This window comes from Vibrio pomeroyi (assembly GCA_041879425.1).
GTDB lineage: Bacteria > Pseudomonadota > Gammaproteobacteria > Enterobacterales > Vibrionaceae > Vibrio > Vibrio pomeroyi_A.
The window spans coordinates 977,902-996,167 of record CP090854.1; the positions used below are offsets into that span (position 1 = coordinate 977,902).

Here is an 18,266-nt window from a genome sequence, read left to right on the forward strand (position 1 = left end):
ATGACGGAGAGTGATGTGCTTCACCCAATAAAAAAGGTTGATGCTCTCACATCAACCTTTTGATTTTTATAAACTCTTATTAGCCAAGCTCAGTATCTTTCGGGCGCAGTTGAAACTCGTCAATAGAGCCTATCTCCACACCCGCCGACAGCTTCTCTTCGTCCTGATGCGCATTACCGTGAGCGTGCATAATCAAACGATTGGCCGTGCGCGGTTTCAGGTGGCTAACCACAAAACGCATCATGTCAGAGCGAGTGAGCCCTTTGAGCTCTTCAAGCACACGTTCTCTCTGGTTGAATTCCATATCTTTATTACCAATCGCAACCCACAGGCGCTGTGCTCGACCTCGCAATGTCGTGTCGGGAGTTGAAATCTGATTCCAGAGACCGCGTTTACTGCTGTGCCATTGGTAGTCATTGAGCTCCAATAACACCATATAAAAAGCATTAAGGAACTCATCTATTGAAGCTAACAGATCAGCCGGAGCAGCATTGGGAGATTGCACGTACAACACAATACCTGGGTGTCGATTGAGTGGCATGTTGCCAGTGCCAACCATGTAGCCCAGTTGTTGTTTAGTACGAATCTCATGGAAGAAAGTGGCCGACATCAAATGGTTAGCGAGTGAGTACAACGCGATATTTTGAGGTGAAATATCAGGGCATTGGTAGTAAACCACGATAGCCGAATCATCTTGATTACAGACCACTTCACGTTGGAAGCTGCCGTTTTCACCCAGCATGATTAACGGTCGCAGTGACTCTTCATAAGCCTGATCTTGAACACGTAGGGCATCCTTTAGCGTGTCAGCCATCTTATGTGCATCGGCTTTTTTCCAGTCGCCATATACAAACATCTCAACATGAAGTTCAGCCAAAATAGACTGAACGAATGACGACAACTCATCGACTTCAATCGTTTCTAGTGCCTCAATCAACACCGCATAAGGAGGGTTGTTGGGCTGTAAGATGCCTGTCATTGCATTAAACAGTTGCGAGATAGGACGATCTTGCGACGCGTTGTTCCAGTTTCTTAGCAATTGATGCTTAATTGTTTCGAAGCGTGTTGGACTAAAGTCGCGTGCTTGGAAGCGTTCAAGAATCATATTGAGCAATTGCGGCTGCTTCTCACTGAATCCAGACAGAGTCAGTGTGACACCACCTTGGTGGGTATACATGTTGTAACCCATACCAGCAATTTCAGCCTGATAGGTATCTTTTTCGAGTGAATCTAAGAACATCTCTACACATAAGCGTGTTTTGACGATGTTCCTAGGGCTAGCCACTGAGTGCGGGCTATCAATAGCGATATACACCACACCTTTCGGTACTCGAAATTGATGGTCTTGCAGGTGCCACAGCTTAAAGCCGTCTAACTCTTCTAACAATTGCGGGTGCTTAGCGTCACCTTCGAGTTCTGCCGGATCTAAGTCATAGCAAATAAACGGGTTTTTGCTTGGAAGCTCGAACTGCCAACCGGGATTGATGCACATAAAGCATTGGGTTTGCTCTGAGCTAAAAGGTGTCACAGAGTAGGGCGTAAAGTACCATTTCGCTTCTCTGTCATACTCGAAACCTTGGGCAACAATGGTCGCGCGCATGTTGTCGACGGTTAAGTAGGGAAGCAAAGAACGCTGTAATTCGTTATCGAAATGCGACATTTTGTAATCGCCATACACCACATCTTGTTCTTGGTAGTGCTGCATGTTGATCACCAAATGACTCACGACATCAAGTGGTCTTGCTGGTTCTTGAAAGCGGAAAGCGGACTCTAAAACGGCACGCTTTTCTAGGTAACGCCACTCTTCAATACCTTGTTGTTCAATCAGCTTAATGTACTGGAATACCGCTTGGATGATGTTATCGGTTTTGGTTAAACCTTCGATGGTCAATGAGCAACTGACTGTGAAATCACGATAGTTGCTGCCGCTTGCGCCGCCACCTGCTGAGAGAGAAGTAATCCAACCTTTCTCTTTCAACTGCATCATCAAACTGCCTTCGCCTTCGTAACCTAAAAGGTGTGCAAAGAACGACAGTGGCTTAACGCCATAATGCTCATCCATGCTTGGCATAGGGAAGGTTAAGATGAGTTTGCGCACTTCTTTAATTGGCTCAACGTGCACTTGAACGCCTGTGCTTAATTCGCCAACAATCGGTACTTCAACCTTCTTGCCTTGCAGGTTGTGATTGGTAATCGAACTAAAACGGTCCTCAACCCAGCCTTGCATATCATCTAAGGATTGATTGCCAGACAGCGTCAGCGTCATCAGGTCTGCAGAATATTGTTGCTGGTGGAACGATAAGATCTCTTGTCGAATCGTCTCGCCGTTTCTGTCTCCCAACGTATCGATATTACCGACAGAAAACTTCGAGAATGGGTGATTGTGGTTCACCAGTTCTTTGGTAACTTGGTACAAGCGTCGCGAATCGTCGTTGAGTTTCATCTTATATTCTGAATCAACGGCTTGGCGTTCTTTATCTAATGCTTCTTCGTTGAACAGGGGAGCCGTGAAAAATTGGCTGAAGCGATCGAGTGCGGTTTCAAACGCATTCAATTCAACATCAAAAAAGAAGCAGGTGTGCTCTGTTCCCGTCCAAGCATTGTTGCTACCGCCATGTTGGCTGATAAAACTTTGGAACTCTCCGACCTTTGGATACTTTTCAGTTCCCAAAAATAGCATATGCTCTAAGTAGTGAGCTAAACCCTCTCGGTCTGTAGGGTCATCAAAGTGCCCCACATTAACGGCTAATGCGGCTGCTGCTTTTTGAGCATTTTGGTCCTGAACTAACAGTACGCGTAACCCGTTATTTAAGGTTATGTAACGGTATTGATGTTCATCATTTGGGCTTAAGTGCACAGGAGCATCTCCAGAGAAGGTGGTTTTTAAATTATGTACCCGATGATTCGGCGTGCAAACCTTGTAATCATATTTTGGGATATGAAGTGCTTTTTGGCGATTTCTAAATCACTTTTATCGATTTTTATCAGTAATTTATTTTCTTTTAACAAGATTGTTAAGAAAGTCGAACTCTTTGGCAAGTGACTTGATATAATTATTTATATTGACTGCGGTTTCTCTGGATTGAGAGCCAAACCTAAGTAGCGTTTCGCTGATATATGGGATATATCGACTTTCGACATGTTACGAAGACAGGATTGAACATGAAAATATTCATTATGCGCCACGGTGAAGCAGAACATTTTGCGGATTCGGATGCAGAACGAGCGTTGACCAAGCGCGGGAAAATGGCTTCTCTTGCAGTGGCACAAGCTGCAAATGAGCAGGGGATTAGTCAATTCGATAAAGTGCTGGTGAGTCCATATTTAAGGGCTCAAGAAACGTGGTTAGAGATCTCTCAGGCGTTTTCTGGCACGAAAGTAGAAACCTGTGATGATATTACGCCTTATGGTATGTCCGACGATGTGTTTGATTTGACCTTGGCAATGGCTGAAGTAGAAAAACTAGAGACCATTTTATTTGTTTCTCATTTACCTCTAGTGGGCTACCTAACAGCAGAATTTGCCACTGGTATGGCTCCGCCAATGTTTCCAACGTCAGGCCTAGCCTGCATCGACTTTAACCTTGAAACACAAAAAGGTGAGTTACTTTGGAACATCAATCCATAGTGAAGGTGAAGAGAACCTTTTAATTGGAAGACTAAAATGAAAAGGGCATCTCAATTTTTTGAGATGCCCTTTTTGTTTTCGGTGATGGAGTGATTCGCAAACCAGCATTACTTCTCAGGAATAGAGAGCAGTACCAACAACGCACCGTTGCCGCCAAATTCTAATGGCGCTTGGTGAAAAGCCATCACATCGGGGTGCTGTGCTAACCACAAAGGCACCTTCTGTTTAAGGATGTGTTTGCCGATACCGTGTTGAACGCAGGCACACGCTACGCTCTCTTTTACGCAGTGCGCAATCATCGCGCCAAGCTCACGTTTGGCTTCTTGCTGAGTCATACCATGCATATCAAGATACACGTCAGGTACGTAGACACCACGACGCAGGCGCTTCACCTCATATTTAGAGACATCATCACGCGCATAACGTGTTGGGCCGTCTTCGCTAAGGTGCGGAATGAACTCATCTGAGAAATAAAACTCGCTATCACTCGCTTGTCTTGCCGTTCGAGTAATTTCTTTTTGCTTGGCATTTCTTTTTGGCTGCTGGACTATGGTATCCTGTTGCAACTTTTTAACGCCCTTTACTGCATCGTTGAATAGGGCGAAATCGTCATCGAAGTCGGTGTCTTTTTTGCTCATCAGGTTATGAATTCTAATTAGAAACGTAATTAGCAGTATTGTAGCGCTTTTCGGAGACAATTTTGGATAAGATTTTTGTAGAAGAAGCGGTATCAGAACTACACACGCTTCAAGATGTGATTCGTTGGACTGTTAGCCGCTTTAACGCAGCTGGCCTATTTTATGGTCACGGCACTGATAACGCGTGGGATGAGGCAGTACAACTTATCTTACCTACTCTTTATCTGCCGATTGATGTTCCTTCGCATGTAATGAACTCTCGTCTAACGAGCAGCGAACGTCTACGTATCGTTGAGCGTGTGATCAAGCGTATCAATGATCGTACACCAACGGCTTACCTGACCAACAAAGCTTGGTTCTGTGGCCTTGAGTTCTTCGTAGATGAGCGCGTTCTTGTGCCTCGTTCTCCAATTGGTGAGCTGATCGAAGCTCAATTCCAACCTTGGTTGACTGAAGAGCCAGTTCGCATCATGGATATGTGTACGGGCAGTGGTTGTATTGCTATCGCTTGTGCGCACGCATTCCCAGATGCTGAAGTAGACGCAATTGATATCTCTACTGACGCGCTTCAAGTTGCTGAGCAGAACGTTCAAGATCACGGCATGGAGCAACAAGTGTTCCCAATCCGTTCAGATCTTTTCCGTGATCTGCCGAAAGAGAAATACAACCTGATCGTATCTAACCCGCCTTACGTGGACGAAGAAGATATGAACAGCCTGCCAGATGAGTTTACTCATGAGCCAGAACTTGGCCTAGCAGCGGGTACTGACGGTCTGAAATTGGTTCGCCGTATCCTAGCTAACGCACCAGACTACCTAACTGATGACGGTATTCTGATCTGTGAAGTGGGTAACTCGATGGTTCATATGATGGATCAGTACCCTGAGATTCCATTCACTTGGATTGAATTCTCAAACGGTGGTCACGGTGTATTCATGATCACTCGCGAGCAGCTAGTGGCTTGCGCTGACGAGTTCTCTATCTACAAAGACTAGGTAATGATGGCTAGTTTTTAGCTTAGTACTTGGTAAGACGTTCTATTTGAAACGTTTTAATTTAAACGCCATGCAGCAATGCATGGCGTTTTTTATTGCCTTAGTTTGGGGGTTAAGTCATCAACGCAGAATAAATAATGTTCAATATTTAGTTGCCTAATATGAATAGCTATTACATATTGGTGGCTAATGTTTAGCCGTTTTAGTGAGTTAAGGAGAATTCGCGATGAGCTTTGATACATGGATTTATTATTTGTTGGCAGTACTGATTTTAACGGCATCGCCGGGCCCCAGTTCTTTATTGTGCATGACCAAAGGTGTGCAATCGGGTTTTAAATTATCAATATTTACTGCGCTGGGCAGCTTAACGGCGATCACTGGAATCTTAACGTTATCGTTCACAGGCTTAGGGGTGATCATTGCTTCATCGGAAGTGGTGTTTAATGTCATTAAATGGACAGGCGCTGCGTATCTTATCTATCTTGGCTGGAAGTCTTTACGTTCTAACCAGCAAGATTACGACGATCTATCCAGTCAACAAACCGATTCTCAGCTTGTTAAAGAAAGCGCGGTGCAACACTACTTAAGTGGTTTTATTGTTGGCGCGAGTAACCCGAAAGCGATTCTATTTTTTACCGCACTTTTCCCTCAGTTTATCGACCCGTCACTCGCTCTGCTTCCCCAGTTTGCGGTGTTTGCTTTAACCTTTGCTGTGATGGAGTTGTCTTGGCTATTGGTGTACGCGTATTTAGGTGCGAAGTCGTCAAACTGGCTGTTCGCGAAAGGCAGAGCTAAGGTTTTCAATCGTGTAACAGGGGGCGTGTTTATTGGTGCTGGTGCGCTGCTTTCGACAACAAGCCGAGCATAACTTTTTGATTTATCGAAGGACTGAATAGTTACAGAAAATTCTTAATGCTGTCATAAAAGGTTAATATTAATGTGCTTGCTGCTTTTGGTGAAAAGCCGATATATTGTAGTTACACCATCACGTTCTCAAGGAGAGACATATGCAGCATCAAGAAATGATTCAACACAGTAACTTTGGCGTTATCAGCCGCACTTGGATTTTCTCTACCCTTTCTCTAGTGGGTATTCTTGCTCTAATGTAGTCAGCTTCATGGCTCTATATTTTCAGTTTTTATTATGAAATCACTTGTTAAAAAGTCTTCAAAGTCAGAACTCTTTATCTCATAAACGTGGCTTTTCTCATCAGGCTAGCCACTTAACTTATTCTCGCTGCACCTTTCTCTGATTGACCACTATTCTCTGAATCATCGCTTTGACGTGTTACCCCATTTCTTCAAATAGATACATTGTTTAACCTGATCTGAAGTTGTTATCAAACTGTGATAATCTTAAGTTATCTATTACCTACAGTGTATTTCTCATGTCTGTCTGGGATTCAATTTCATTTAACAATCGATTTACGACGTTACCTCGACGGTTCTATACCCCAATTCAACCTACACCTTTAAACAATGTCCAATGGCTTGCATGGAACCAAAACCTTGCGAGTGAACTCGGCTTTCCGTCATTTGAGGACGTCTCTGAGGAGTTGCTTGAAACTTTATCGGGCAACGTTGAACCAGAGCAATTTTTACCTGTAGCAATGAAATACGCAGGCCATCAATTTGGTTCTTATAACCCTGACCTTGGTGATGGTCGAGGTTTGTTACTAGCTCAAATTGTCGCAAAAAGTGGTGAAACGTTCGATTTACACCTAAAAGGTGCAGGTAAAACACCGTATTCGCGCATGGGTGATGGGCGCGCGGTGATTCGCTCAACCGTTCGTGAGTATTTATGTAGCGAAGCGATGGCTGGGCTTAATATCCCAACCACACGTGCGTTGGCGATGATGACCAGTGACACGCCAGTTTATCGAGAGAAACAAGAGTGGGGCGCATTGTTGGTGCGTGCTGCTGAATCTCATATTCGTTTCGGTCACTTTGAACATCTGTTTTATACCAATCAGTTGGCTGAGCATAAATTGCTGGCCGATAAAGTCATCGAGTGGCACTTCCCTGAATGTCTCAATGAAGACAAGCCTTACGCTGCTATGTTTAATCAGATTGTTGACCGTACCGCGGAGATGATTGCGTTGTGGCAAGCGAATGGCTTTGCCCACGGGGTGATGAATACCGATAACATGTCGATTATTGGACAGACGTTTGACTACGGTCCGTTCGCTTTCCTAGATGAGTATGACCCGAGATTGATCTGCAATCACTCCGACTACCAAGGTCGTTATGCGTTCAATCAGCAACCTAGAATTGGATTGTGGAATTTGTCAGCTCTGGCTCATTCTCTTTCGCCGCTGGTGGATAAAGCCGATTTAGAGGCTGCGTTAGAACAGTACGAGCCGCAAATGAATGGTTACTTCAGCCAGTTGATGCGTCGTAAGTTAGGATTGCTTTCGAAACACGAAGGTGACAGTCGCTTGTTTGAATCGTTGTTCGAGCTGATGTCGCAAAACAAAGTCGATTACCCAAGGTTCTTTAGAACACTGTCGAACCTAGATACATTGCCGCCGCAAGACGTAATTGATTTGATTATCGACCGAGATGCAGCAAAGCTATGGTTGGATAACTACTTGCAACGCTGTGAATTGGAAGAGAGTTCAGTGGCCGAGCGTTGTGAAAAGATGAGACAAGTAAACCCGAAATACATCCTCAGAAACTACCTAGCCCAGCTTGCGATAGATAAAGCTGAGCGTGGTGATAGCAGTGATATTGACGCATTAATGGTGGTGTTGGCCGATCCTTATGCGGAACACCCTGAATACGAACATCTTGCCGCGTTACCACCAGAGTGGGGCAAAGCGATGGAGATCAGCTGCTCGTCGTAAATCGATTCGCTTAATCAAACGAGTGGATAGAGGTCACTTAGTTGTGATCTCTGTCTGTTTGTTCTTCTAATTTTACAAACATATCAATAATCAAATGCTCAACCTGTCTATAGACTATGTGAATAAGTTGTAAATTTAATAGGTTTGGGCGATGCCAACAAATACTCGAATTCTCGTGGTGGATGATGATCAAGAAATCCGCGAGCTGCTGGAAGAGTACCTCACAAAATCGGGTTTCGATGTCTTTTCAGTTGGAGACGGTGTTGAACTCGAAACTCACCTGCAAAGCCAAGGTTACCCAGACCTGATGCTTCTTGATGTGATGCTACCCGGTGACGACGGTTTTACCTTGTGTCAACGCGTCCGCAAACAATCGAATGTGCCTATTATCATGCTGACTGCGGTATCGGATGAAACCGACCAGATCATCGGCTTAGAAATTGGTGCGGATGACTACATCGCCAAGCCGTTTAGCCCTCGTCAGTTAATGGCGCGTATCAAAGCTCTGCTACGCCGTGTTCAAGTCGTCGATGACAAACCCAATGATGCACTGCCAAAGCAGATCATCTTTGGTGATTGGACGCTCGATACGCTCGCACATCGAATTTCCCACAATGAAAGCTCAGAAGAGATGGACTTATCGGGCAGTGATTTCTCATTGTTAATGTTGTTCCTTACTCGCCCTAATGAAGTGTTAGACCGAGATACCATCTCTTTCGCCACTAGAGGCCGTGAAGCGCTGCCTTTTGAACGTGGCATTGATGTGCAGCTTAGTCGCCTGAGAAGCCGATTGGGTGACAGTGGTAAATATCCTCACTACATCAAAACCATGCGCGGCAACGGTTACATTCTTGCTGTGCCTGTTCAGTATGAACACTGAGTAAGAAGTCCGTATGAAGTGGTTGAGAAGTTTAAAGCCAAATTCCTTGGTTGCTCGAACCTTGTTACTGACCTTGTTGGCGGTGGTCATTGCTCAGGGTATCGCAACCTCTATTTGGTATAGCGAATCTAAGCATAAGGAGTTGGAAGGGATTCGTTCGGCCTCATCGAGCATGGCGAACATGTTTGCTTCAACGGTGACTTTCTTTCAGTCTTTGCCCGTCAAATATCGTCATATCGTGTTGGATCAGATCCGCAATATGGGCGGTACGCGCTTCTTCGTCTCTTTCAACAAAGAGGCATTGATTGTCGAGCCGATACCCGATACTCGCTTAAAAACCGCCTCGATAGAGGCCATAGAAAGTGTGTTGAGTAGCAAGCTTAATAAAGTGGAATCAGTACGTGTCGATTTCTCTCGCCCAGAGCATCTTCGATTACTTAAAAATGACATCTACTTGAGCGATCTCCCTCGATCGTGGGCGCATCACACCTTAACCTTAGAACCTCTTAATCCGCCGATTCTGGTTGTGCAGATTGAATTAGCCAGTCATGAATGGGTCTACATTGCAGCACTGTTACCTGCACCTTACGTAAAACTGGATGACACTATTCTTGGTCGTGAACAGGTGATCTTCTTGCTCTCTTCAACACTCATTCTATTGGTGTTGACCTACTTAATGATTCGTCGCCAAGTGCGCCCGCTCAAGAAACTTGCAAGAGCAGCCAATGAAATGAGCATGGATATTCAGCAGCCTCCGCTTAAAGAAGAAGGGGCAACGGAACTGGTCACGGCAACCCGAGCCTTTAATCGCATGCAGCAGCGGATTCGTCGTTATGTTGCTGACCGAGAGCATTTGTTCTCAGCTATCTCTCATGACTTGAAGACGCCAATTACCCGTTTAAGGCTTCGAGCTGAGCTATTGGAAAATGAGGTCAAGAAAGACAAGTTCAACAAGGATTTAGATGAGCTTGAGATGATGGTGAAGGGCGCATTACAAGCGGTAAGAGATACTGACCTTCACGAAAACAACGCCATTATCGATCTCAACGAGATGATGCTTTCTGTAATTGAACTGCACAACCAACATCAAACCTTGGTTGAGTTTGAACCCATAGTGGTTGAACCGTTAGTTGCCAAACCACTAGCGATTAAACGTGTGCTCACCAACCTTATCGATAACGCGGTGAAATACGGCACATCAGCTAAGGTCGATATCAGCAGTGATTCGGTGTGGGTTATCGTGACGATTCAAGACCACGGCAAGGGTATTCCTGAAGACAAACTTGAACTAGTGTTTGAACCTTACTTCAGGCTTGCGACCGACGACCAAGGACACGGTTTAGGGCTCGGGATCTGCCGAAATATCCTGCACGGACACGGCGGAGATCTCATTATTCGTAACTCCCCTCAAGGCGGCCTAGAAGCCAAAGTCTATATACCAAGAGGCCTAGAAGTGTAATGTAACAATTGTGTTACATTGGGCTTACCTTTTGTTTCAATCCTAAAAATCAAAATAAGTAGACTCTTTATTGAACCGGACGTCGAGTCCGCTAAACATGGAAGATAATAATGAAAATCAATAAAACCCTACTTACTCTATCTCTTCTTGCTGCCTCAACATTTTCTCAAGCTGGTGAGGTGGAAGTGCTTCACTGGTGGACTGCCGGTGGCGAAGCAAAATCCGCTGCGGTACTGAAAGAGATGATTGAAGAACAAGGCCATACATGGAAAGACTTTGCAGTGGCTGGTGGCGGCGGTGAAAGTGCGATGACCGTTTTGAAAACGCGAGCAGTATCAGGCAACCCACCGTCTGCCGCGCAGATCAAAGGTCATGATATTCAAGAGTGGGGTGGTTTAGGTTTTCTAACGTCTCTCGATGCAACGGCGAAACAAGAACAGTGGGATGAACTACTGCCGGAAGTGGTCACTAAAGTGATGAAGTGGGACGGCGAGTATGTAGCGGTTCCTGTTAACGTTCACCGTGTTAACTGGCTTTGGGCTAACCCTGTTGTTTTAGAAAAATCAGGCGTTACCGTTCCAACCACATTAGACGAATTCTTCGTGGCGGCAGATAAGATCAAAGCGGCAGGTTTTATTCCTCTGGCTCACGGTGGCCAACCTTGGCAAGACGCGACAGTCTTTGAAGCGGTAGCACTTGATGTCCTAAGCAGTGAAGACTACAACAAAGCGTTCGTTGATCTTGATATGGACGTTTTATCTGGCGACAAAATGGTGGAAGTGTTCACCAAGTTCAAAAAGATGCGCGACTACATCGACAGCAACTCGCCAGGTCGTGATTGGAACGTCGCAACCTCAATGGTTATCAATGGCGAAGCTGCAATGCAAATCATGGGTGACTGGGCGAAAGGTGAGTTTACTGCAGCAGGCAAAGTGCCGGGTAAAGACTACATCTGTGCACCGGCTCCGGGTACTGACGGCCAATTTACCTTCAACATCGATAGCTTTGCGTTCTTTGAGTTGAGTGACAAAGAGAACCAAAAAGCGCAGCAAGATCTCGCGAAAACCATTCTTACCAAAGATTTCCAAGAAGTATTCAACCTGAACAAAGGCTCAATACCAGTACGTCTCGATATGGACATGTCTAAGTTCGACCAATGTGCGTTGGATTCAATGGCAACCTTCAAAGCAAGTGCAGAATCTGGCGATCTCGTTCCGAGTATGGCTCACGGCCTAGCGACGACAAGCTACGCTCAAGGCGCTATCTATGACGTTGTGACCAACTTCTTCAATGAGAAAGATGCCGATCCAAAAGAAGCGGCAGCTAAGTTAGCGAAAGCAGTGAAAGCGGCTATCTAATCTCATTTGGTTTAACACCAAACCCCCAGGGTGGGTAGGCTCGTAGGGAGCCTATCTGCTCTTCATTCCCAATTCTAATATGCGTGATGCTGATGTGGTGCCGAGAGGCAAGCCATCGGCTCGATTGTGCAACAAGGATAAGTTATGGAGCATGTTTTGACTGAGTCGACTCCAAAACCCACAAGAAGCCAGCCTGCGCCCAAGCCTAGCTTTGCTGACAGGTTGCAACATTGGTTACCCAAGATTGTACTGGCGCCGACCGCGTTAGTGACTGTGGTGTGTATCTACGGCTATATATTCTGGACGGCGGCGCTGTCGTTTACGAATTCTCGATTTTTACCGAGTTTCAACTTTGTCGGTTTAGCTCAATATGAAAAGCTGATGGACAACGATCGCTGGATAACCTCAATCACCAATCTCGGTGTGTTTGGTTTTCTGTTCATGGCAATTGCTATCTTGCTAGGTGTGGGTTTAGCGGTATTGCTTGACCAGAACATCCGCCAAGAAGGCGCGATTCGTACCATCTATTTATACCCAATGGCCTTGTCATTCATCGTGACGGGTACAGCTTGGAAATGGATTCTGAACCCGGGTCTTGGCATTGAAAAACTGATGCAAGATTGGGGCTTTACCGACTTTAAATTTGATTGGTTGGTCGACTCTGAAATGTCGGTCTACACCTTAGTGATTGCGGCGCTTTGGCAGTCTTCAGGCTTCGTGATGGCGATGTTCCTAGCAGGTCTTCGTGGCATTGATTCTTCAATCATCAAAGCCGCTCAAATTGATGGGGCAAGCTTACCCACTATTTATCTCAAAATCATTCTGCCTTGCTTGCGTCCTGTGGTTTTCAGTGCGGTGATCATCACCTCACACATTGCGATTAAGAGTTTCGACCTTGTGACCGCGATGACAGCGGGTGGCCCAGGTTATTCATCGGATCTTCCTGCGCTATTCATGTACGCACACTCGTTTACGCGTGGACAGATTGGCCTTGGTGCTGCCAGTGCGATGATGATGCTTGCGGGTATTTTAGCGATTCTCGTGCCTTACCTTTACTCTGAACTTAGGGAGAAAAAGTCATGATGAATAACATCAACTTTGCTCGAATGTTTATCTATTCAGCACTGCTTTTCTTCTGCTTGGTTTACCTAATGCCGCTGTTCGTGATGGTACTGACGTCATTCAAAACTCTGCCTGATATCAAGGCGGGAAACTTGATGAGTTTACCAAAAGAGTGGGTATTCGATGCTTGGTATAAAGCGTGGGACACCGCGTGTACTGGCGTTAAATGTGAAGGCATCAAAGGCTACTTTTGGAACTCATTTCAAATGGTGATACCTGCGGTTGCGATCTCAACATTGCTCGGTGCATTCAATGGCTACGTGGTAACCAAGTGGCAATTCAGAGGTTCAAACCTGTTCTTTAGCTTGCTGTTGTTTGGCTGTTTTATTCCGTTCCAAGTTGTGCTTCTGCCAATGGCGACCATGCTCGGCAAGATGGGTTTAGCAAACACGACCATCGGTTTGGTGATTGTGCATGTTATCTACGGCATGGCGTTTACGACTCTGTTTTTCCGTAACTTCTACATCTCGATTCCGGATGAATTGATCAAAGCAGCAAAACTGGATGGTGCAGGCTTCTTTACCATTTTCTTCAAGATCTTATTGCCGATCTCTACACCTATCATCATGGTGACGGTGATCTGGCAGTTCACTGCAATCTGGAACGATTTCCTGTTCGGGGTGGTGTATTCAGGCTCAGAGACTCAACCAATCACCGTGGCATTAAATAACTTAGTCAACACCAGCACGGGCGTTAAAGAATACAACGTCGATATGGCTGCCGCGATTATCGCCGCACTGCCAACGTTGTTGGTGTATGTCTTCGCAGGAAAATATTTTGTTCGTGGCCTAACGGCAGGATCAGTAAAAGGATAATTACCCATGGCAACATTAGATTTAAAACAGATCCGTAAAACCTATCGCAACGCGGACAACGAAACGTTAAAGGGCATCGACATCAGTATCGATTCGGGGGAATTTTTGATACTTGTCGGCCCTTCGGGGTGTGGAAAATCCACCCTAATGAACACCATTGCTGGGCTAGAAAATATTAGCTCGGGTGAAATCGTGATTGATGGTGTTGACGTGGCTCAGGTTGAACCTAAAGACCGCGACATCGCGATGGTATTTCAGTCTTACGCGTTATATCCAAACATGACGGTACGCGGCAATATCGCCTTCGGCTTGAAGATCCGCAAGATGCCACAAGACGAAATCGATGCAGAAGTGAATCGAGTCGCTGAGATGCTGCAAATTGAGCAACTGCTTGATCGTAAACCATCACAGTTATCTGGTGGTCAGCGCCAGCGTGTCGCGATGGGACGTGCACTAGCGCGTCGTCCTAAGCTGTATCTGTTCGATGAGCCACTTTCTAACTTGGATGCCAAGCTGCGTGTTGAGATGCGTCACCAGATTAAACGCCTTCACCAAAAGCTGAACACCACCATTGTTTACGTGACTCATGATCAGATCGAGGCAATGACTCTGGCTGATCGTATCGCAGTAATGAAAGATGGTGAATTGCAGCAACTTGGCACACCGCAAGAGATCTACACCAAGCCAAATAATATGTTCGTGGCGGGCTTTATGGGGTCACCATCCATGAACTTCATTAAGACTATGGTGGATTTGGATGAGGAACAGAATCCGATCATCAAAGTAACGGGTACGGCTGAGCAAGAGCACCACATTCGTTTACCACAAAGTATGCGTGAGCAAGATGGCAAAGAAGTGGTGATTGGCCTGCGCCCTGAACACATAACCGAGCAGGAAAGTGAAGATGTGTCGGCAACGACCAAGCTAGACTTGCAGTTAGAAGTGCTAGAACCAACAGGGCCAGATACGATTGCGATGGTGAAAGTGAACGACCAAGAAGTGGCATGTCGTTTGTCACCGGAATTTGAAGTGTCAGTTGGGCAAATGGCGCCGCTGCATTTTGATTTATCAAAGGCGGTATTCTTTGATGCTCAGACTGAAGCGAGAATTGATTTCTAGTTTTTTGAGACAGTAGCTCAATGAGAGGCTAAGCTTAAACAAAGACAGTATCACTAACTTATAATAAGTAACGTGATGCTGTCTTTTTTGTTGTTTTAGCCTGTTTTATTTCCTCACGAAAACAGAGGGATAAACGAGATAAATGGATTAACTGCAATAATATCGCCAAATAGCCTCTGTTAGCTCTATAAAGCTGACCGAGAACAGCGTAGGATCGCGCTACTTTAGACCAAATACTAGGTTGCACATTAGTGCATAAACAGAAGAATACATGAAACTAACAGCAAAACCCTCAGCTAGTAACGCTTTACTTATTTCTATTACGACACCGGACTTCAAAGGTGACGAAGCAAAAGAGTCTCTTGCCGAACTTGCTCGCTTAGTAACAACCCTAGGGTTTAAAGTGGTCGGTACACAATCACAGCACCACAGTTCAACACAACGACAAAACGTGTTGGGCGCAGGTAAGCTTGCAGAAATTGCACACCTAACCGGTTACCAAGGTTCGATTGAAGAAGCCGAAGATGAAGACTTTATCGATGAGTCTTTTGATTTTCGCGCTGGTATCGATGAGTTAGATTTTGATGATCTTCCATCTGAAGACGTGGAGTTTGGTACTGCTGACGTAGTGGTATTCGACTGTGATTTGAGCCCATCTCAACTGCGTAACGTAGAAGCTCACTTGGGTGTCGAAGTGTTTGACCGTACTGGTATCATCATCGAAATCTTCAGCCGCCATGCTCGCACTCGTACCGCACGTCTGCAAGTTGAAATCGCTCGCCTAAACTACCTGGTGCCTCGACTGCGTGAAACGGCCGACGGTGATAAAGAACGTCAAATGGGTCAGGGTGCTGGTGAAACTTCACTAGAGCTAGACCGCCGTAAAGTTCGAGATCAAATTGCTGCGCTTAAGCGTGAGCTGGTTAGCGTGCAAGACGAAATGAAGAACCGACGCACACAGCGTTCGGAGCTTTTCACTGTTGCTCTGGTTGGCTATACCAACGCGGGTAAATCTTCGATGATGCGCGCTATGACCGCAACCGAAGTGAGCGGTGAAGATAAGCTTTTCGCAACCCTAGATACCACGGTTCGTGCTCTTCAGCCGATCACTCAGCCGCGTATCCTAGTGTCAGATACGGTGGGTTTCATCAAGAAACTACCACACGATCTGGTTGCTTCGTTCCACTCAACGCTAGCAGAAGCGCACGATGCTTCGTTACTGCTTTATGTGGTTGATGCTTCTGACGTTTCATTCCGCGCACAGCTTGAGGTGGTACATGAAGTATTAGCACAAGTGGGCGTTGAAGGCAGCGAAAAACTATTGGTACTGAACAAGTGCGATAGATTGAGCGAAGAAGAGCAGTTAGAGCTGATTGAAGAATTCCCAGATGCAATGCTGACGTCAACTCGTGACCCGCTCGATATCACCAAACTGCACAAGTACATTGTGGGTGTGGCTGAACAAGGCATGATCGAAGAAGAGATCACCATCCCTTATTCTGGACAGGGCATCATCGGTGAGATTCGCTCAAACATGAGTGTGGTGAAGGAAGAGTACGACTACGAGTGCATCAAGTTGACTGTACGCTCAAGTGCAATTGATTTAGCGCGCTTGAAAAAGCGTATGCAGAAGTCTTAATTTTGTAGCGAGCCTCAAAAGAACAACTAAAAGAAAAGCGACCCGATAAGGTCGCTTTTTTGTTTCCTGTCGCTGAGTAATTGGTTACTCGTCAACTAGCCCATTTACGCCATTCTTTGAGTTGGCTTCCAACGTGCTAGTTCTGGGTCAAGTTTGATACCTTGCGAAGTCAGCAGGTTAACACGTGCTAAGTAAGCCGCACCGTGCATCAGGTGCTTAGCAAGGTCGACCGCATTACGCTGTTGGTAATCATCTAGGTAGCTGTCTTTTGCCCATGCGTTGAATGCTCCAAGTGCAGGGCCAGCCCATACTTGGTAATCCATTTCACGACCTTGTTCGCCAGTGTTTGACCAGCGGCTCGAAAGCCCCAAGTACCAACGGAAGATCAGTGCCATTTTACGCTTCGGATTGCCTTCAGCGCGTTCGATTTGTTTAGGGTCACGCTCGTTAAAGTGCGCGACTGTACCTGCCCAGATGTCATCCAATGTTGAGCGGAATACCTGTTTCTCTAGCTTTTGGCGTTCTTCTGCTGGAATCGCTTCAATTGAGTCGTAACGTGTGTAGATTTCGTAAAGCTTGTTTGCACGCATTGGGAACAAAGTACCGCGCTTGACTACTTGCAGCTTCACACCCATTTCGAACATGTCTGCCGCTGGAGCCATAGTCACGTCAGCCATTTCAGTTGTCGAAAGCAGTTTACGTGTGTGTTCGCTCGCCCCAGCCTCAACACACGCTTGGTTGATTGAACCAGTAACAATGTATGCCGCGCCCATGTTAAACGTCGCTAGAGCTGCGTCAGGTGTGCCGACGCCACCACCACAACCAACACGCAGCGGTGTTTTGAATTGGTACTGAGCTTGGATCTGTTCTTTCAACGCAAGAATTGTTGGCAGTAGGGTAACCAGAGGGCGATTATCGGTGTGACCACCAGAATCGGCTTCTGCAGTAATGTCATCTGCCATAGGAACCAGCTGTGCCAGTTCCATCTGTTCTGCTGTGATTCGGCCTTCATCAACCAAGGCTTGCAGCATTTTCACAGGAGCAGGCTGCATGAACTTGCTTGCAACTTCAGTACGGCTCACCTTTGCGATGACTTTGTTACCGATCTGGATTTCGCCTTTTGCATCACGGCTAAGGCCGGCAGCACGATAGTGAACGATTTGTGGTGTTAAACCTAAGAAGGCTGAAGCCTCAACCGTTTTCACTTTGTGCTTCAAAAACAACTCTACACTGCCGCGTTCTAGTGCAGGTTCACTTGGGCTGTGAATCAAGTTAAACGCGTAAGGTCCGTTTGGTAGTGCTGCTTGAATACGGTTGATCGCTTGTTCAACGCGAGACGGGATTAAGCCCGCCGCGCCAAATGAACAAAGAATGCCAGCCTGACCCAATGCAATTACAAGCTCTTCAGATGAGATGCCGTTGGCCATTGCGCCTGCGTAATACGCGTATTTTACGCCATGGCAGCGACGAAACTCTTCGTCGCCCAAGCTTTGTGTACCGAGTGCAGGAGCAAATGCGCTAACAGGTTGGCTGTTTGCGGCACTTGCTGAATCACCCGAGGTAATTTCAGCTTGTTGGCTTACGCCTAAGCCTTTTTCTGGGTGGTTCACTACGTAACAAGCAAGGCTTAAGTCTTTTAAGATGGTCGACATTGCCGCACTATCAAAGTGAGTTGTGTTCTCTTCAATCTGCCAAGGCCACGGAGATAGCTTTTCATTATTAATAGTAGTTTGAGTTGTCATACTAAATTCTTTCCTAATTCTTTGTCT

The 18,266-nt window shown here is 45.9% G+C and carries 14 protein-coding genes; 11 read left to right on the plus strand and 3 right to left on the minus strand.

Features of this window, described 5'->3' with window-relative positions:
• Window positions 1-79 precede the first annotated feature (79 nt).
• Window positions 80-2,857 carry an insulinase family protein gene (locus L0992_04465; GenBank protein XGB67947.1) on the minus strand — a complete coding sequence of 926 codons (2,778 nt, stop codon included), beginning with the start codon at window positions 2,855-2,857 and terminating at the stop codon, window positions 80-82.
• A 305-nt stretch (window positions 2,858-3,162) separates the two neighbouring features.
• Here L0992_04465 and sixA point away from each other — a divergent pair, with 305 nt between their 5' ends.
• Complete coding sequence (gene sixA / locus L0992_04470) at window positions 3,163-3,627, plus strand: phosphohistidine phosphatase SixA (protein ID XGB67948.1); 465 nt, start codon at window positions 3,163-3,165, stop codon at window positions 3,625-3,627.
• A 107-nt stretch (window positions 3,628-3,734) separates the two neighbouring features.
• Here sixA and smrB read toward each other — a convergent pair whose 3' ends face one another.
• Window positions 3,735-4,265: an endonuclease SmrB gene (gene smrB / locus L0992_04475; protein XGB67949.1), complete on the minus strand. Its 531-nt coding sequence runs from the start codon at window positions 4,263-4,265 to the stop codon at window positions 3,735-3,737.
• 62 nt (window positions 4,266-4,327) lie between these two features.
• Between smrB and prmB the strand changes: the two genes are divergently transcribed.
• From prmB to hflX, 10 genes are all read left to right on the plus strand, one after another.
• Window positions 4,328-5,260, plus strand: coding sequence for a 50S ribosomal protein L3 N(5)-glutamine methyltransferase (gene prmB / locus L0992_04480; protein ID XGB67950.1), 933 nt, complete (start codon window positions 4,328-4,330; stop codon window positions 5,258-5,260).
• A gap of 226 nt (window positions 5,261-5,486) precedes the next feature.
• A complete protein-coding gene (locus L0992_04485; protein ID XGB67951.1) occupies window positions 5,487-6,128 on the plus strand; it encodes a LysE family translocator in 642 nt (213 codons plus the stop codon).
• A 519-nt stretch (window positions 6,129-6,647) separates the two neighbouring features.
• Complete coding sequence (locus tag L0992_04490) at window positions 6,648-8,105, plus strand: YdiU family protein (GenBank protein ID XGB67952.1); 1,458 nt, start codon at window positions 6,648-6,650, stop codon at window positions 8,103-8,105.
• Window positions 8,106-8,256: 151 nt separating this feature from the next.
• The gene (locus L0992_04495) at window positions 8,257-8,985 is read left to right on the plus strand and encodes a response regulator transcription factor (GenBank protein ID XGB67953.1); all 729 of its coding nucleotides are present in this window, start codon (window positions 8,257-8,259) and stop codon (window positions 8,983-8,985) included.
• Between the two features lie 13 nt (window positions 8,986-8,998).
• On the plus strand, window positions 8,999-10,444 hold the full coding sequence (locus L0992_04500) for an ATP-binding protein (protein ID XGB67954.1): 1,446 nt from the start codon (window positions 8,999-9,001) through the stop codon (window positions 10,442-10,444).
• Between the two features lie 110 nt (window positions 10,445-10,554).
• Window positions 10,555-11,802, plus strand: coding sequence for an ABC transporter substrate-binding protein (locus L0992_04505; GenBank protein XGB67955.1), 1,248 nt, complete (start codon window positions 10,555-10,557; stop codon window positions 11,800-11,802).
• 144 nt (window positions 11,803-11,946) lie between these two features.
• Window positions 11,947-12,885, plus strand: coding sequence for a sugar ABC transporter permease (locus tag L0992_04510; protein ID XGB67956.1), 939 nt, complete (start codon window positions 11,947-11,949; stop codon window positions 12,883-12,885).
• Entirely contained in the window at window positions 12,882-13,739 is an 858-nt protein-coding gene (locus tag L0992_04515) for a carbohydrate ABC transporter permease (GenBank protein XGB67957.1), read from the plus strand. Before L0992_04510 ends, L0992_04515 begins: the two co-directional genes overlap by 4 nt.
• A 6-nt stretch (window positions 13,740-13,745) precedes the next feature.
• The gene (ugpC, locus tag L0992_04520; GenBank protein ID XGB67958.1) at window positions 13,746-14,858 is read left to right on the plus strand and encodes a sn-glycerol-3-phosphate ABC transporter ATP-binding protein UgpC; all 1,113 of its coding nucleotides are present in this window, start codon (window positions 13,746-13,748) and stop codon (window positions 14,856-14,858) included.
• Between the two features lie 271 nt (window positions 14,859-15,129).
• Window positions 15,130-16,497: a GTPase HflX gene (gene hflX, locus L0992_04525; protein ID XGB67959.1), complete on the plus strand. Its 1,368-nt coding sequence runs from the start codon at window positions 15,130-15,132 to the stop codon at window positions 16,495-16,497.
• Between the two features lie 104 nt (window positions 16,498-16,601).
• Here the strand turns inward: hflX and pfaD are convergent, their stop codons facing one another.
• Window positions 16,602-18,239: an eicosapentaenoate synthase subunit PfaD gene (gene pfaD, locus L0992_04530; GenBank protein XGB67960.1), complete on the minus strand. Its 1,638-nt coding sequence runs from the start codon at window positions 18,237-18,239 to the stop codon at window positions 16,602-16,604.
• Between the last annotated feature and the right edge of the window lie 27 nt (window positions 18,240-18,266).

Bases quoted from the DNA above. Each gene is read 5' to 3' on its own strand.
- pfaD (XGB67960.1), bottom strand. From the start codon at position 18,239: ATGACAACTCAAACTACTATTAATAATGAAAAGCTATCTCCGTGGCCT.
- sixA (XGB67948.1), top strand. From the start codon at position 3,163: ATGAAAATATTCATTATGCGCCACGGTGAAGCAGAACATTTTGCGGAT.
- L0992_04505 (XGB67955.1), top strand. From the start codon at position 10,555: ATGAAAATCAATAAAACCCTACTTACTCTATCTCTTCTTGCTGCCTCA.
- smrB (XGB67949.1), bottom strand. From the start codon at position 4,265: ATGAGCAAAAAAGACACCGACTTCGATGACGATTTCGCCCTATTCAAC.
- ugpC (XGB67958.1), top strand. From the start codon at position 13,746: ATGGCAACATTAGATTTAAAACAGATCCGTAAAACCTATCGCAACGCG.
- L0992_04515 (XGB67957.1), top strand. From the start codon at position 12,882: ATGATGAATAACATCAACTTTGCTCGAATGTTTATCTATTCAGCACTG.
- L0992_04485 (XGB67951.1), top strand. From the start codon at position 5,487: ATGAGCTTTGATACATGGATTTATTATTTGTTGGCAGTACTGATTTTA.
- L0992_04500 (XGB67954.1), top strand. From the start codon at position 8,999: ATGAAGTGGTTGAGAAGTTTAAAGCCAAATTCCTTGGTTGCTCGAACC.
- L0992_04495 (XGB67953.1), top strand. From the start codon at position 8,257: ATGCCAACAAATACTCGAATTCTCGTGGTGGATGATGATCAAGAAATC.
- L0992_04490 (XGB67952.1), top strand. From the start codon at position 6,648: ATGTCTGTCTGGGATTCAATTTCATTTAACAATCGATTTACGACGTTA.
- L0992_04510 (XGB67956.1), top strand. From the start codon at position 11,947: ATGGAGCATGTTTTGACTGAGTCGACTCCAAAACCCACAAGAAGCCAG.
- hflX (XGB67959.1), top strand. From the start codon at position 15,130: ATGAAACTAACAGCAAAACCCTCAGCTAGTAACGCTTTACTTATTTCT.